Annotated in this window: 12 protein-coding genes and 1 tRNA gene; 4 read left to right on the forward strand and 9 right to left on the reverse strand. The window is 57.7% G+C overall.

From position 1 onward, the window contains the following. Positions 1–11: 11 nt before the first annotated feature. The 3 genes from arc to VVR12_RS02795 all read right to left on the reverse strand — a co-directional run bounded on the left by arc (position 12) and on the right by VVR12_RS02795 (position 3,538). A complete protein-coding gene (gene arc / locus VVR12_RS02785; protein ID WP_368549584.1) occupies positions 12–1,709 on the reverse strand; it encodes a proteasome ATPase in 1,698 nt (565 codons plus the stop codon). A gap of 1 nt (position 1,710) precedes the next feature. Next, a complete protein-coding gene (locus VVR12_RS02790; protein ID WP_368549585.1) occupies positions 1,711–2,760 on the reverse strand; it encodes a tRNA (adenine-N1)-methyltransferase in 1,050 nt (349 codons plus the stop codon). A gap of 73 nt (positions 2,761–2,833) precedes the next feature. Beyond that, positions 2,834–3,538 carry a site-2 protease family protein gene (locus VVR12_RS02795; protein WP_368549586.1) on the reverse strand — a complete coding sequence of 235 codons (705 nt, stop codon included), beginning with the start codon at positions 3,536–3,538 and terminating at the stop codon, positions 2,834–2,836. A gap of 176 nt (positions 3,539–3,714) precedes the next feature. Between VVR12_RS02795 and VVR12_RS02800 the strand changes: the two genes are divergently transcribed. Beyond that, positions 3,715–4,599 carry a PAC2 family protein gene (locus VVR12_RS02800; protein WP_368549588.1) on the forward strand — a complete coding sequence of 295 codons (885 nt, stop codon included), beginning with the start codon at positions 3,715–3,717 and terminating at the stop codon, positions 4,597–4,599. Positions 4,600–4,640: 41 nt separating this feature from the next. Here the strand turns inward: VVR12_RS02800 and mshC are convergent, their stop codons facing one another. The 3 genes from mshC to VVR12_RS02815 all read right to left on the reverse strand — a co-directional run bounded on the left by mshC (position 4,641) and on the right by VVR12_RS02815 (position 7,271). Further along, positions 4,641–5,954, reverse strand: a complete 1,314-nt coding sequence (mshC, locus tag VVR12_RS02805) for a cysteine--1-D-myo-inosityl 2-amino-2-deoxy-alpha-D-glucopyranoside ligase (RefSeq protein WP_368549589.1) — start codon at positions 5,952–5,954, stop codon at positions 4,641–4,643. A gap of 85 nt (positions 5,955–6,039) precedes the next feature. Further along, positions 6,040–6,876, reverse strand: coding sequence for an undecaprenyl-diphosphate phosphatase (locus tag VVR12_RS02810; RefSeq protein ID WP_368549591.1), 837 nt, complete (start codon positions 6,874–6,876; stop codon positions 6,040–6,042). Between the two features lie 92 nt (positions 6,877–6,968). Then, positions 6,969–7,271 carry a hypothetical protein gene (locus tag VVR12_RS02815; RefSeq protein WP_368549593.1) on the reverse strand — a complete coding sequence of 101 codons (303 nt, stop codon included), beginning with the start codon at positions 7,269–7,271 and terminating at the stop codon, positions 6,969–6,971. A gap of 54 nt (positions 7,272–7,325) precedes the next feature. On the opposite strand from VVR12_RS02815, the gene VVR12_RS02820 reads away from it, so the two are divergent. Further along, on the forward strand, positions 7,326–7,568 hold the full coding sequence (locus tag VVR12_RS02820) for a DUF5703 family protein (RefSeq protein ID WP_409349871.1): 243 nt from the start codon (positions 7,326–7,328) through the stop codon (positions 7,566–7,568). Between the two features lie 67 nt (positions 7,569–7,635). Here VVR12_RS02820 and VVR12_RS02825 read toward each other — a convergent pair whose 3' ends face one another. Both VVR12_RS02825 and VVR12_RS02830 read right to left on the reverse strand, forming a co-directional pair. Beyond that, positions 7,636–8,601, reverse strand: a complete 966-nt coding sequence (locus VVR12_RS02825; RefSeq protein WP_368549595.1) for an L-lactate dehydrogenase — start codon at positions 8,599–8,601, stop codon at positions 7,636–7,638. A 309-nt stretch (positions 8,602–8,910) separates the two neighbouring features. Then, positions 8,911–8,997: transfer RNA gene (locus VVR12_RS02830), tRNA-Leu, on the reverse strand. 200 nt (positions 8,998–9,197) lie between these two features. On the opposite strand from VVR12_RS02830, the gene pepN reads away from it, so the two are divergent. After that, positions 9,198–11,840, forward strand: coding sequence for an aminopeptidase N (pepN, locus tag VVR12_RS02835; RefSeq protein ID WP_368549596.1), 2,643 nt, complete (start codon positions 9,198–9,200; stop codon positions 11,838–11,840). A 139-nt stretch (positions 11,841–11,979) separates the two neighbouring features. Next, positions 11,980–13,131 carry a hypothetical protein gene (locus VVR12_RS02840; protein ID WP_368549597.1) on the forward strand — a complete coding sequence of 384 codons (1,152 nt, stop codon included), beginning with the start codon at positions 11,980–11,982 and terminating at the stop codon, positions 13,129–13,131. An 83-nt stretch (positions 13,132–13,214) separates the two neighbouring features. Here VVR12_RS02840 and VVR12_RS02845 read toward each other — a convergent pair whose 3' ends face one another. Then, on the reverse strand, positions 13,215–14,420 hold the full coding sequence (locus VVR12_RS02845) for an LCP family protein (protein ID WP_368549598.1): 1,206 nt from the start codon (positions 14,418–14,420) through the stop codon (positions 13,215–13,217). Between the last annotated feature and the right edge of the window lie 100 nt (positions 14,421–14,520).

Below are 14,520 nucleotides of genomic sequence, written 5' to 3' on the forward strand. Positions count from 1 at the left end.
GCGACACACGCTCATGCCTTCACCTCCGCGTTGAACCCACCCTCTCGGGCGGGGACGATCGCGTCGATGCCCTCTCGGATGCCCAGCGTAGCCAGCACATCGGCAACCTCTGCCGTTTGCGGTGTTTCCACCTGATCCTCGAACTCGGCCCGGATCGCCTCATTGATATGCGCGAAGTTGAGACCCGCGTCCACACCCGAAAGCTGGTCTTTGATCGCCAACTTCTTGGCGGCGTCTACGATATTGCGAATGACCGCACCCGAGAGGAATTGGCCACGCGAGAGCACCTTCTCGCTACCGTCGGTCAACCGCACACGGATGTACCGTGTGATATCGAGCTGACCGAAGAGCTGCGACATCGCCCGGTCCACCAACGCCAACAGGCCCGAGACGGCGGAGCCCTCGGCCTCGATTACTTGCGGAGAGACGGGCAGATCATCGCTCAGGTAGAGCTCGAAGATCTCTCGCGCACCCTCTTCATCGGGACGGTTGATCCGGATCTTAATGTCCAGGCGGCCCGGTCGCATTACGGCAGGGTCGATCATATCTTCACGGTTCGTGGCTCCGATAACGATCACGTTATCCAAAGATTCCACGCCGTCGATCTCGGCTAGTAGCTGCGGCACAATCGTAGTCTCGACATCGGAGCTACGCCCCGTACCGCGTGTGCGGAACAGCGATTCCATCTCGTCGAAGAACACCACCACAGGGTTACCCTCAACCGCCTTTTCCCGGGCTGCGGTGAAGATATCGCGGATCTGACGCTCGGTCTCGCCCACGTACTTATCCAGTAGCTCGGGCCCCTTGATGTTCAAGAAGTACCCGGTTCGCTTCTGGCCGGGGTACATGGCCTCCACCCGCGCGGCCAAAGAATTCGCCACCGCTTTGGCAATCAAGGTCTTGCCGTTACCGGGCGGACCATAGAGCAAAATACCCTTCGGAGGGGTCAAATTGTATTGGCGGAAGATTTCTGGGTGCAGGAACGGTAGCTCCACCGCATCCTGAATCTGGCTGATCTGCGAGGAAAGACCTCCGATATTGGCGTAGGTGATATCGGGGACTTCCTCTAGAACCAGCTCTTGCGCATCGGTATGCGGCACTGTCCCGGTGACCATAGCGATCTTGGGATCGTAGGTCAGAGTGTCGCCGATCGACATGTGCTCAGGATCCAAGGCCCCCGAAATTCTCGCAACCGTCTTCGACTGGTTCGGCAGATCGATCACCACGCGATCGTTGGAAAGCACCTCACGCACGGTCACGATCTCGCCATAAGACTCGAAGCCCAGGCTGAGTACCGCCTCGTTCTTATCATTGAGCAAAACGGTCATCCCCGGCGCGAGATCGGCCAGTTTGAGCAACGGCGAGGCAGTGATGCGAACCCGACGCCCCGAGAGGTGAACATCCAGATAGGGTTCGATCTCTGCGGGGGTCTTCGCCGACGACAGGTCGTCATAGGTCATCTGACCCTCGTGCACTGCCAGAATCACCGCCGAATTCAGCGGTGGAGTCACCTCCTGCGCGATGGACAAGCGCATGTTTTCGATTTCGATCTTGGTGCGCTCCAAGGCCAACACCAATTTCTGGTTGCGTTCGCCTGCCATCCGCAACTGGCGGTCAAGATTACGACGATTATCTGTGGCTACGTTGAGCTGCCGCAGTACCCTCTCATAATCTTGTATGCTGACGCGACGATCGTCGGGATCACTCATCTTACCTACCTTCGTTTTCTATTGTGTTGCGGAAGTGGTTCTTTTCAGCTTCTTGGGCGGACTGCAGGGATTGTTCGGCGAGGGCCTGCGCATCTCGAGCGGCGCGTCGGAGCTTACGGTCGGTGACATTGCGCTCGCCCAGAGCCGCCGGCGTCCAGGCATTCATATCTTCTTCGGTGAAGTCAGTCTTCGACGAGCGGCGCTTCGGCGCCAAACGCTCGGAGCCATCGGCCAAACGACGAGCAGTGATCAGAAAACCGGTGTGGGCAACCATGCGGTGATCCGGACGAACCGCCAATCCCTCAACGTGCCAGCCGCGCACCATCGTCTCGTGCGACTCGGGCTCGGTGAACCGTCCGTCAGCCCGCAGCGCCTCGGCCACGCGGGAAAGCTGCGTCACGGTGGCCACGTAACAAATGATGACGCCGCCCGGAGCCAAAGCGGTCGCCACCGCGTCCAGGCACTCCCAGGGCGCGAGCATGTCTAGCACTGCGCGGTCGACGGTACCCGGTTCTTCAACCTCGGGCAGGGCCTCCGCCAGATCTCCCAGCGTGATCTCCCAGGCCGGGTGCGGCCCGCCAAACATCGTTTCAACATTGCCGCGTGCGATCTCCGCAAATTCTTCACGACGTTCGAAGGAACGCAGGTGGCCATAGTCACCGACGGCGCGAAGCAGCGCGATGGAGAGAGCACCCGAACCGACTCCAGCCTCGATCACGCGAGCACCGGGGTAAATGTCTGCCATCGTGACAATCTGACCGGCGTCTTTGGGATAGACCACTGCGGCGCCACGCGGCATCGACAACACGAAGTCGCGGTACAGGGGGCGCAGCGCCTGAATCTTCATCCCAGCCGAGTTCTCAATGACAGTCCCCTCACTGGCACCGATCAGCTGATCATGCGAGAAGAACCCGCGATGAGAATGGTACTCTCCCCCGTCGGTCAACGTGATCGTGGTGATTTTGCCCCGTTCGTCGGTGATCTGGACTCGTTCACCGATGCGGAAGGGGCCGCGGCGGTTGATACTGCCGGTGGGAGTGATATCTGCCATCGGGTGACTGTCTCCTAGGTGGTCGAACATCATGCGTGCACGCACTTAATTGTCATCATAAATGCTGTTTTTATTATTCTCTCAAAGAATCACCGCGGTGCGGAAACGCCTTGAGGATGGGAATACTCGAAGACCAGATATACCACCCCAGAAACGCGGCCAAAGCCAGCATGGGGGTGGAACGCCATAGACCGAAGAAGATGACCACGATCACCAATATCGGGATGAGCGACAGGCCGACCCAGGCGGTAGCGATCATGGCCGAAACGCGCCGGCCCGTGATCATAGTCAGGAACGCCTCGAGCGCGTGTCCACCGTCGAGCGGGTAGGACGGCACCAGATTGAACAGAGAAATCATCAGGTTGGCGTCGGCGGCGATGGCCACACCGGTTCCCAAGCCCGTCTCGGGCAACACCGGTAGCACGGCGTACAGCAATCCCGCATACCCCAGGTTCACGAGAGGCCCGGCGACCGAAATCACCCACGAGGACGCCGCGGTACCGGGAGAAAGCTTGGTGACACCGCCCCAGAGAGTCATCGAAATGTATTGAATGCGGCGATGGCAAAAGAGGCCGGCCATTGCGTGTGCCAACTCGTGGATCAGAACACCGAGTGCAATCAACAGGGCGACGGTGGTCGAGATGGTGAAGGCTCTCCCCTGGTCGACACCGGGAAATCCTGCGAGATAGAGGCCATATCCCACGATCACCAGCGCCATGAGCACGAACCACGATTTCTTGAGGTACACCGGCACCCCGCGGACTGTCACAAGACGCACTCCGGGAACACTTTGCATGGAAACCTGACTTTCGCTGAGACGTGGGTCAAAAAGAGTTTAACGAAGTTAACCAGAGTCAGAGCGGTTCAACGCCGACCGACAAGGCGATATACAGCACGTTACCTAAACGGTTGCGCTCATAGGATTAGACCTGGCCGTCCACTAAAATGTATGTGATGAGCTCAGCACTGCGCACCCCCAGAAATCTTTTCCGCGACGACGCCCGCGCCCGCGGCGCATCCGGCGAACCGGTTACCGTGATGATCGCCGCCTTCGACGGCTGGAATGACGCCGGCGCGGCCGCCAGCGAAGCGCTGGAATTTTTGGGACGCCAGTTCGAGACTCAGGACGTGCCCGTCGAAGGGCTCGATCGCTTTATCGATTACTCGCAGCATCGCCCCGTACTCACGTCCCATTCCAACGGCACGGGAGACATCCAGTGGCCAGGTATTTCGGTGCAGAGCTTCACCGCACAAGACGGTGATTTGCGCATCTTGCTGGTGCGCGGCCCCGAACCCAGCTTTGCTTGGAAGGAATTCACCGAGCAACTACTCGGCCTGGCCAAAGAGCATCACGTGCAATATCTTCTGCAACTGGGCAGCCTGCTGGCGGAGGTGCCGCATACGCGCCCCCTGCCGCTGTCTCTCACCAGTTATGACAGGTTTTTGCGAAATTCGCCAGGGATTCAACGACAAACCTATTCAGGCCCCACCGGCATCGTGGGTGTGCTGGCGCACTCGGCCCGCAACTTTGGGATAGCTGACCTTTCCGCTTGGGTTTCCATCCCCCATTACGCGGGACATCCCCCGCACCCTAAAGCCACCTATGCCTTGCTCCAGTGTATCGAACGCCTCCTGGACGTGCCCTTACCTCTGAAAGTGGTCGAAGACGAGGTATTCGCTTGGGAACGTGGTGCCGCCGAGCTCATGGACGAAGAACCGGAGCTGGCCGCATATGTTTCACAGTTAGAAGCTGATTCCGAAGCAGACCCCCTCGACTCAGTATCCGGTGAAGATATCGCCGCTGAATTCGAGCAGTTCCTTAAACGACGCGACCGGTAACCCAAAACTCGGGTCACCGGCCTGCGAGGCTTAGCGCTAGCCTAGTCGCGTAGGTCGACGCCCAGCCGGGCGAGGACGAGATCGGCAACGAGCGATCCGCCCCCGACGTCCTCACCATCGTTAAGACGTGCCTGAGCCGCGATGGCCCACTGATCGAGCGCGATGAGCGCGGAGGGAGCGTCAAGATCGTTGGATAGATGTTGACGCACCTGGGTCAGGGTCTGTTGAGCTAGTTCGTCGTTCTCCCTCGTGGCCTGACGCACTGACTCCACCAGCATGTCGAAGCGATTCTGTGCTTTGGTGAGCAGTTCATCGGTCCAGAACCAGTCGGTGCGGTAGTGGTTATCCATGATGGCTAGACGGATCACACCGGGGTTGACGCCCTGAGCGCGGAGCTTTGAGACCAACACCAGGTTGCCCAGTGACTTGCTCATCTTCTCGCCGTCCAGACCTACCATGCCGGTATGTGCATAGTGGCGTGCCATCGGCTTACCGGCGAGGGCGTAGGCATGCCCAGCCCCCATGTCATGGTGCGGGAATTGCAGATCGGAACCTCCGCCCTGCACCGAGAACGGCGCCGGCAACAGGTGCTGGGAAATCATGGTGCATTCGATATGCCAGCCCGGGCGACCAGCACCCAGGGACTTTCCGTCCCAGCTCGGCTCCCCCGCACGTTCCACACGCCACAGCAGGGGGTCGAGCACGTTGCGTTTGCCTTCGCGGTCTGGATCGCCACCCCGTTCGGCGAAGATAGGAAGCATTTCTTCGTTGTTCAGGTTGCAGATCTGACCCAGCTCCCAGTGTTCTGGATCCTCGGGGTTAATTCGACCTGCCTTCTCGATATCGAAATAGACATCACCCGCGGGGTGCTGAACACCCTTGTCATCGGTGTAACCGGGCACCGTGTAAGCCAGGCCTCGATCGATGAGCTGGGTGACGGCGTCCACGACCCATTCGATGGACTCGACCGCGCCGATGTAGTGCTGGGGAGGTAGAACGCGCAGTGCCTCCATGTCGGTGCGGAAGAGTTCCGTCTGTTCTTCGGCGAGCTGACGCCAGTCGAGGCCATCCCGTTCGGCGCGCTCCAGTAGCGGGTCGTCCACGTCTGTCACGTTTTGCACATAAGTGACCTTAATGCCGGCGTCTAACCAGGCACGGTGCAGGAGGTCAAATGCCACGTAGGTGGCGGCGTGGCCCATGTGGGTTGCGTCGTAGGGGGTAATCCCGCACACGTACAGACCCGCCGTCTCTTCTTGCTCAAGTTGGACGCTACGCTGCAATGCGGTGTCAAAGATGGTTGGACGCTCGGCGTGGCCGGGCAGATTCGGAACGGAGGGTGCATCCCAAGCGCGCATAGAGATCCTTCGAGTAGCGTTCAAAACTTTCCGTTAAAAACAATACCCGTTCACTGCCTGAGCACGTGAACGGGTATCTGGAGATTTAGCTGTTAGGTGCAAGAACTCCGAGACCGAGCAAGACGTAGAGCAGCAGGCCCAACGCGATGCGGTACCACACGAAGATGGTGAAGGTGTTCTTGGAGATGTACTTGAGCAACCATCCGATAACCAAGTAGCCCACGCCGAAAGCGATCACCGTTGCCAGCGCGGTGGGTCCGATGCCGTAGTAACCGTCGAAACCGTCATTGATGCTCTTAGCCAGCTGGTACAGACCCGAGCCGAAGACGGCGGGCACGGCCAGCAGGAACGAATACCGGGTAGCGGCCTCACGGGTGTATCCCATGAGCAAACCGGTGGTGATGGTTCCACCAGATCGGGAAACACCGGGAATCAGCGCCAACGCCTGGCCCAGACCGTAGAGAATGCCGTGCTTGGCGTTGAGGTCCTCGAGCTGACGCTGCTCCTTGCCGATTTTGTCTGCAATGGCGATGAAGATCGCGAAGACGATCAACATGGTGGCGGTGATCCAGAGCGAACGGAAAGAGCTTTCGATGTAATCCTGCAAGAGCAAGCCCAACACCACGATCGGGATCGAACCGATGATGATGAACCAACCCATGCGGGCGTCCGGGTCTTTCTTATCGACGGTGCCGCGTAGGGAGCCAAACCACCGGGAGATAATGCGAACGATGTCCCGCCAGAAAAATACCAACACCGCGGTTTCGGTGCCCAGCTGGGTGATGGCGGTGAACGCCGCGCCCGGATCGGAGGTATTCGGCAAGAACTGGCTCACAATACGAATGTGTCCAGACGACGAAATTGGCAGAAACTCAGTGAGGCCTTGAACCAGGCCTAAGATTATTGCTTGTATCCATTCCACAACAGGGAACTTTACTGTTTAAAAACAAACACGGTGGGTATCTTGCCCCACCGTGTTGATTACACTTTGCTGAGAGTTAGGCGATCATTCGCTTAGAACCGGCTTGAATTCTCACCCTCGTCGAGATCTTCATACTCAAGATCATCTTCGTCATCGTCGAAGTCTTCGTCGATATCATCGAGCTCATCTTCATCATCGATGTAGACGTCCAGAGGGGTGACCTCTTCGTACTCGTCAAAGAGGGCCTCTTCGTACCGTTCGAACGCGTTGGCCACGGCCACGTAAGCGTTATCGATCGCAGGGTCGTGTTCGCCGCGTCGATTGACGATAGCGGTAAGATGCTCCTCGAGAGCATTCGTAAGGTTTGCCAGTGCGGCACGAGGGTCGTTACTCATGTAATAGACACTAGCCGGAAAATCACCTTCGGCGAAAGACATCAGGGGGTATTTTTGCGAGAACATCAAGCAGGTTTAACTCGCACGTCAACGTTCGGTAACGATGAACGTTACGAGTATCTTATGATCACCTCTCAACCGGGTGAAAAGGTCTCCGAGGTGCGCTCTCGATTGGGTGAGCATACCGAATATGGCCGGTGGGAATTGGCCCGCTCGGTGATCCTCTACGGTGGTAAACGACGCTTTTGGTTGCGACGCAAGATACTGCGGGTTCGCAACACCGCAGGCGTGTTGTAAGTCCTGGAATAAACGACGGGACCGGTTCAAGAACCGGTCCCGTCTTATTTTTCAGTGAGGAACGCCGTTAGATGGTGATCTTGCTTAAGACCTCGTTCAGCGTTTCTGCAGAGTGCCACATCTTCTGCGTTTCCTCTTCGGTCAGCGGAACTTCAAAGACTCGTTTAATGCCACCGCGACCCACGATGCTGGGCAACGAGAGTGCCGCATTACCTGTGATGCCGTACTTGCCGTTGATCGTGCTCGATACCGGGAGGATGGCGTCTTGACCCTGCAGGATCGCCTCCGCAATGCGCACCGAGGCGACGCCGATCGCGTAGTTGGTGGACCCTTTGCCTTGGATGACGTTGTAGGCGGCCCGCATCGTATCTTCCTCGATCTGCGCCTTGACCTCGTCGGTAAAAATGAGGTTGCCGTCCTCGTCCTTCCACTCGTCGAGCGAGACCTGACCGATGTTCGCCGCGGACCAATAGACGAATTCGCTGTCGCCGTGCTCCCCCAGGACGCTGGCGTTGACGTGGCGCACGCGAACGCCAGCTCGCGCGGCAATGAAGTAACGCAGACGTGCGGAATCCAGCACCGTGCCCGAGGCGAAGCAGCGTTCTGCTGGCAACCCCGTGATTTCTCGGGCGACGACGGCGAGGACGTCGCAGGGGTTGGTCACAATGACCAAGACGGCATCCGGCGCCTGTTTCATCACCTGAGGCAACATGGACTTGAGAATGGCTACATTGGCGTCGACCAAGTCGAGGCGGGATTGGCCCGGTTTCTGGCGGGCGCCGGCGGTCACGAAGATCACGTCGCAATCTTTGAGGACGGCGATGTCGTCGCTCCCGGAGACGCGTACGTCTTGAGCGAGGCCCGTCGCGTGGGTGATATCCAGGCCCTCAGCTCGAGCCAGCGCCCCATTGATGTCGTAAATCACGACCTCATCAGCCGAGCCGCGCAGCATTGCGGCGTAGGCGGTGGCGGAACCCACGCCCCCTGCGCCGATGACGCCGAGTTTGGTTTTCTTTTGGGTAAGCTGAGTCATGCTCGAGGCCTCCTGGCTCACAAAATTTCTGAGGTAGTTGGGCGGTGAGGGGGCAGGTGTTGTTCACCAGCCGCTACCTTCGATTATGCCCGGTTATGTGGGGTTATGTGCCTTTTAATCCGTTTATTAAGTTAATGTCTTCACGACACTGCTAGTAATCCAGACTTTAAACTCACTTTTTTGCCCGTCGTGAGCATTAGAGTCTCACCATGACGCATTCGATGAATGTTTCCTCTGACTCGCGGCAACAAAAAAGACCCGGTGTCAACACCGGGTCTTTTCTGCGGCTTCTCACTAGGAGAAATGTTGTGCGCGGAGGGGGACTTGAACCCCCACCCTCGATATATGAGGACTAGCACCTCAAGCTAGCGCGTCTGCCTATTCCGCCACCCGCGCAGGTGAACTACGAGATAAATTCTTGCGAACCTCTCGCGGCAACAGGTAATAATCTACACGGGGTCGGCCCCCTGCGCAAATCGATACCCCAGATTACTAGGTGTGTTGCATCACAATCATTCGCCGGTCATGATGTATCTAATGCCATCGGTTGAATAAGGACCGTTACGCCCACTTCAAAACGCCCGAAAAGGAACCCAGTGAATAACGAAAACCTGAGCCAAGAAGAAGCAGCGCGCAGAGCCGACCTCGTCCACGTAGACTCTTACGACGTCCACGTCGACCTCACCCATGCAGCGGACTCCTCGATCGCCTCCTACCCCACCGCCACGACCCTTCGCTTCACGGCACAGGACGGCGCAGAGACCTTCCTCGACTACATCCACCACAGCGTCGAGAGCGTGAAGGTTAATGGGGAATTACTCAACACCGCCGATGTGGTGGAGGGATCCCGCATTCACCTGAAAAACCTCGCCGCAGACAACGTTGTCACCGTGCACGGCCGCTCCTTCTACTCCCGCTCGGGCGAAGGTCTACATCGCTACATCGATCCTGAAGACGGCAAGGTCTATCTTTACACCCAATACGAACCCGCCGATAGCCGTCGTGTCTTCCCTAACTTTGAACAACCCGACCTCAAAGCAGTCTTCAATTTCCGCATTACCGCACCGAAGAACTGGGTAGTCAGCTCGAACGCTCCCCTAGAGAAAACCGTCGAAGACCCCTCCGACGCGTCCATCACCAAGCGCGTCTTCGCACCCACGGCTCGCATTTCGACCTACATCACCACCATCCTTGCCGGCGAATACCACGTGGCCACTGACACCTACCACCCCACGGGACCCGTCAACAACGGCTCCCTTCCCCTCGTTGCCTATTGTCGCCAGTCACTCACACCGCACTTCGATGTCGAGAACATTTTTGCGGTGACCAAGGCTGGATTGGATTTCTATCAAGAACTCTTTGACTTTCCCTACCCCTTCCCCAAATACGAGCAAGCCTTCGTACCGGAATACAACCTAGGAGCGATGGAAAACCCAGGTCTCGTGACGTTCACCGAAAACTACCTCTTCGAGGGCGGGGGCAGCCAGGAGCAACTGGAAGGTCGCGCCAACGTCATCTGCCACGAGATGTCACACATGTGGTTTGGAGACCTCGTCACCATGAAATGGTGGAATGATCTCTGGCTCAAAGAATCGTTCGCTGAGTTCATGGGAACCCTGGGAGCTCGCGAGGCGGCCGGGTTCGAGGACGCCTGGGTCAGCTTTGCCAATAACCGTAAGGCCTGGGCCTACGGGCAGGACCAGTTACCCACAACCCACCCCATCGTCGCAGACATCCCTCACCTCGAGGCGGCCCGGCAGAACTTTGACGGCATCACTTACGCCAAGGGCGCCTCGGTATTAAAGCAACTGGTGGCCTTCGTGGGCTTCGACTCCTTCATTGCCGGTGCTCGGCTCTACTTCCAGCGTCATGCCTGGAAAAACACCACGCTCGACGACTTCCTCGCAGCGCTCGATGAATGCTCCTCTGCCGACGTGTTGACCTGGGCTCAGGCCTGGCTACAAACGAGCGGCCTGAGCACTCTACGAACCCGGCGTATTTATTCCGGACCGCATACCGAGTTGCTGATCAGTCAGGATCTGCCGGAAGGGAACGATCCCGCCCTCGGCCGCCCCCACCGCCTAAAAGTGCGGGGGTACCGTCTCGACGGAGAGACCCTCCGAGGAAATTTCGAATCCGACGTGGTCTTACCCCCGGGTGAGATCAAAGACTACTCCGTACACTTTAAAGAACAGGAACGAGAGGCGTTGGGAGCTTCCGACCTCATCGTGCTCAACGCCGAGGATCTCACCTATGCGAAGATCGTACTCAGTGAAGAAGACGGCTTAGAAGTCGCCCTCCGCTATACGCACACCCTTGAAGATGCTATGACCCGCGGTCTGATCTGGTCCAGCCTGTGGAACCAGGTGCGGGACGCCCGGCTGAGCACTCATCGTTTCGTCACCGCGGTTGCGCGAACCGTTCTTCCCGAGCAATCCGCCACCCTCCTCAACACCCTTTTGCTTCAAGCCCAGCAAGCAATCCGGAATTTCACGCCTGCCCCACAGCGTCAGCCCCTGTGGGATGAGCTCTTTACGGCGTCTGAAGCGGCTCTGAAGGACAGCGAGGAAGGAGGGGATAAACAACTCATTCTCATGCGTGCGATGCTCTCCCTCGCTGCGCATACCGCGCAGGGTGAGGAGTTCGCGCGGGCAGCCGTACCCGGCGCTCGCGGTGAGACCACGATGGATTATTCCGGTACCGCTGGCCTCGCCCTCACCCAGACCCTGGGGTGGGCCGCCCTTATTTCTCTCGCCGCCCAAGACAAGGTCGATAGAGACGAACTGCAAAGCGTTGTGAAGGCTCACCCCTCGGCCATCGCACAGCGCGGTTACGCGCACAGCATGGCTGCGTTCCCTGGCGAGGACACCAAGACCCAGGCCTTTGACGATGTTCTGACCAATGAGACACTCTCGAACGACATCCTCACTGCAACCGCCCAGGGATACCAAGAGGGAGACGAAGCGTTACGGCAAGCTCACCTCAACCGTTACTTCGATACATTGGAAACCACGTGGCAGTCTCGCTCTATCGGTATGGCAACCCGAGTGGTACTGGGCCTGTTCCCCCATGCCCAATGGGAGGGCACTATCTCCGAGCACCCGGTCGTCGAACACGCCGAAAAATTCCTCCGGGATCGACCAGATGCACCCGTCGCACTCCGCCGCCTCATCATCGAACAACTCGATCACACCCGTAGGTCATTACAGGGACAAGCCTTCAACGCCGTCCGCTCCTAGAGACCGGCAACTCTGTTCCCCTACCGACGGGTAATTTTCCTCAGCGAAGCACCGGTTTGGTGCCGGATATGCGGTACTAGACCGGTGTTTTCGTGAGAAGCTATTACTTGAATATTTTGTCACTCTAAAGGAGCTCCCCTTGACCGACTATGCACTTGGTGATCGTGGCACAGTTGAAGTCATCACGAATGATTTTTATGATAACGAGATCCTGCAGGTCTTCGAGGAGCTCCAGGTTGACCGGGAAAGAATGTGGACCGGCGAAGCCCGATTGGTCCCCGAACCCGACAACCCCTATGAGCCGAACAGCATCGCCGTTTACATCGACGATCTCAAGGTAGGCCGCCTCAGCCCCGAGAACTCTCGAGAATACTGGAAGCCCATCACCCGCGTCGTGGCCAGTGGTTACGTGCCCATCGCGTATTTCCAGCTGTCAGCCGTCCTGCGCACAGAAGATGGCCGTAACAACATCGAAAGCCAGGGATTGCTCAACCTCTCCCCCTCGGGCTCACTTTTCCCGCTCAACCAGGCGCCCACTCAGGCCGCACTCATGCCCCAGGGGCCCTCTCTCAAGGTGCTCGACGAAAAGGATTACGCCGAGTACCTCCATTCGATCCTGCCCCCTTCCGGAGAAGGTCGAGTGATACTGACCCTCGAGGCGAATCAACTCAAACAGGCCAATGGCACCCTGGTCGATTCCGTCGAGGTTTTCCACGACCGTAAACGGGTGGGTCGCCTCAGCACACAAATGTCAGAGCAGTTGGCCCCCGTCATCCGCTATGCCTTCGAGCGCAACAAACTCACCAGTGCCTGGGGCACCATCCGCGGTAACTCTCTTGAGCTGTCGTTGACGGTCCAGGCCGTGCGTCCCAGTGATCTGGATCAAGAGTGGTTCGAGGAATTACCCAATAACGTACCCGAGTTGGTTGAAACCGCCGATAGTTACGATGTGCCGGACGCTTATCAACCCACCGATGGCGAAACCAACAGACAGAACACGGCACCGAAGAAGAAGCGAGGGCTTGTAGGGTCGCTGGCTTCGGCTCCTGCATCAACGCCGGAAGAAACCTCCGCTACGACCGGTTCCGTTGCGCGTGGGCGCTCGCTGGCACCTGATCGGCGCCTGCCCATTCTGCTAGCAATTGTGGGTGCGTTGATCTTGATCGGTGGCATTTTTGCCGTGATGTGGAAGCCCCTCCTCGGTGTGGTGGGGTTAGTCTTGGGCGCCTCGCTCCTCTTTCTCGCGTTGGCGATGGATCGAACCGCAACCTCTCGTCACGCCGTCGAGTAGCACTCGCTGAGCACAATACTCCCCGGACAAAAACGCCCCGCTCCTGAATCTCAGGAGCGGGGCGTTATCAGTAGGTCTTCACATTAGTCTTCGCCATATTTAGCGGTGTAATCAGACATCGTGTTGTTACGCAATGCGTCGGAGAGTTGCGAGGTGGCTTCGGAGTCAAGAATGACGATGGACTGCCCATCGGCCGACCAACCCGTTCCGGCATTCGGCAAGGTGAGCTTGTGAAGATGCGCCCCGCCCTTGGCAATGTAAGGGGTGGCTAGCTGAGCCATTTCGCCCGAGTCCAGACCGCTATCCACGGTGACGTACGGAGCGATAGATTCCACTACATTCTTGAAATTGGTAGCGTTGTTGAACGCTCCCTTGGATTGGATCGTGTGGAGAACACCGTCCATGAATGCTCGCTGGTTGCGCACTCGCTGGTAGTCGCCATCTTCGAATGCGTAACGTTGACGCACGAACTCCAAAGCCTGAGCTCCATCCATATGCATCTGGCCCTGAGTGTATTCATAGTGATCAGACTTGAAGCTAATTGGAACATTCACGTCGACACCGCCCAGTGCATCGGTCATCGACTTGAATCCGGTGAAGTCGATCTCGGCGACGTGATCGATACGCACGTTGAGTAGCTGCTCCAGGGTGGAAACCTGCAGGCCTACCCCGCCGTAATCCAGACCGTGGTTTACCTTGGCCGAACCGTGACCGGGGATATTGACCCAGGTATCACGCATGACTGAGATGAGATAGGGATCGCCACCATTGTTCGGGATGTGCAGAATCATGATCGAGTCTGCACGTTGTCCCTGCACGTTGACGGCCTCGGCGGACCCGGCGCGCGAGTCGCTACCGAGCAGCAAGATATCGGTCGAACCCGTTTCTTCAGGACGCTTGGTCACCTTCCCGTTCTCAACCTTGTCGGGAATTCCATTTCCGTTCTGATCTTCCGGGGTTACCTTCTTCTCACCCTTGTCTTTGGTGATCTCACCGTTCTGAAGAGCGGCGGGTACGTCCTTGTTCTTTCCGTTGGCGTCCTCCCCGTTATCACCGTTGGCATTCTTACCGTCGTTGGCGTTATTGGGATCGCTGAGGGTGCCGTCTTCGTTAGGGAATACCTGAGACTGGAACTTGTCGGTGCCGTCGTCCCATGCCTTGCCAATACTGGCTACATAGGCACAACCGCCAATACCCAAGGCAAGAATCAAGCCGAGGATCACACCGAGAACGATGAGTCCCTTTTTCTTCCTGCGTGGGGGTCTGTTGCTTTCGGGGGCAACGGCCATAACAAGGCTCCTTAGAGTGGACGCTGTAAATCAATGAGATAATGAGAAGTTCAGAGTGTATTCTACCCATGAACGTAAACAAAACACCCCACAACAGACT

The sequence above is a fragment of the Rothia sp. LK2588 genome, from assembly GCF_040946465.1.
Lineage (GTDB): Bacteria > Actinomycetota > Actinomycetes > Actinomycetales > Micrococcaceae > Rothia.

Bases quoted from the DNA above. Each gene is read 5' to 3' on its own strand.
- arc (WP_368549584.1), bottom strand. From the start codon at position 1,709: ATGAGTGATCCCGACGATCGTCGCGTCAGCATACAAGATTATGAGAGG.
- VVR12_RS02790 (WP_368549585.1), bottom strand. From the start codon at position 2,760: ATGGCAGATATCACTCCCACCGGCAGTATCAACCGCCGCGGCCCCTTC.
- VVR12_RS02800 (WP_368549588.1), top strand. From the start codon at position 3,715: ATGAGCTCAGCACTGCGCACCCCCAGAAATCTTTTCCGCGACGACGCC.
- mshC (WP_368549589.1), bottom strand. From the start codon at position 5,954: ATGCGCGCTTGGGATGCACCCTCCGTTCCGAATCTGCCCGGCCACGCC.
- VVR12_RS02815 (WP_368549593.1), bottom strand. From the start codon at position 7,271: ATGAGTAACGACCCTCGTGCCGCACTGGCAAACCTTACGAATGCTCTC.
- VVR12_RS02825 (WP_368549595.1), bottom strand. From the start codon at position 8,601: ATGACTCAGCTTACCCAAAAGAAAACCAAACTCGGCGTCATCGGCGCA.
- VVR12_RS02845 (WP_368549598.1), bottom strand. From the start codon at position 14,420: ATGGCCGTTGCCCCCGAAAGCAACAGACCCCCACGCAGGAAGAAAAAG.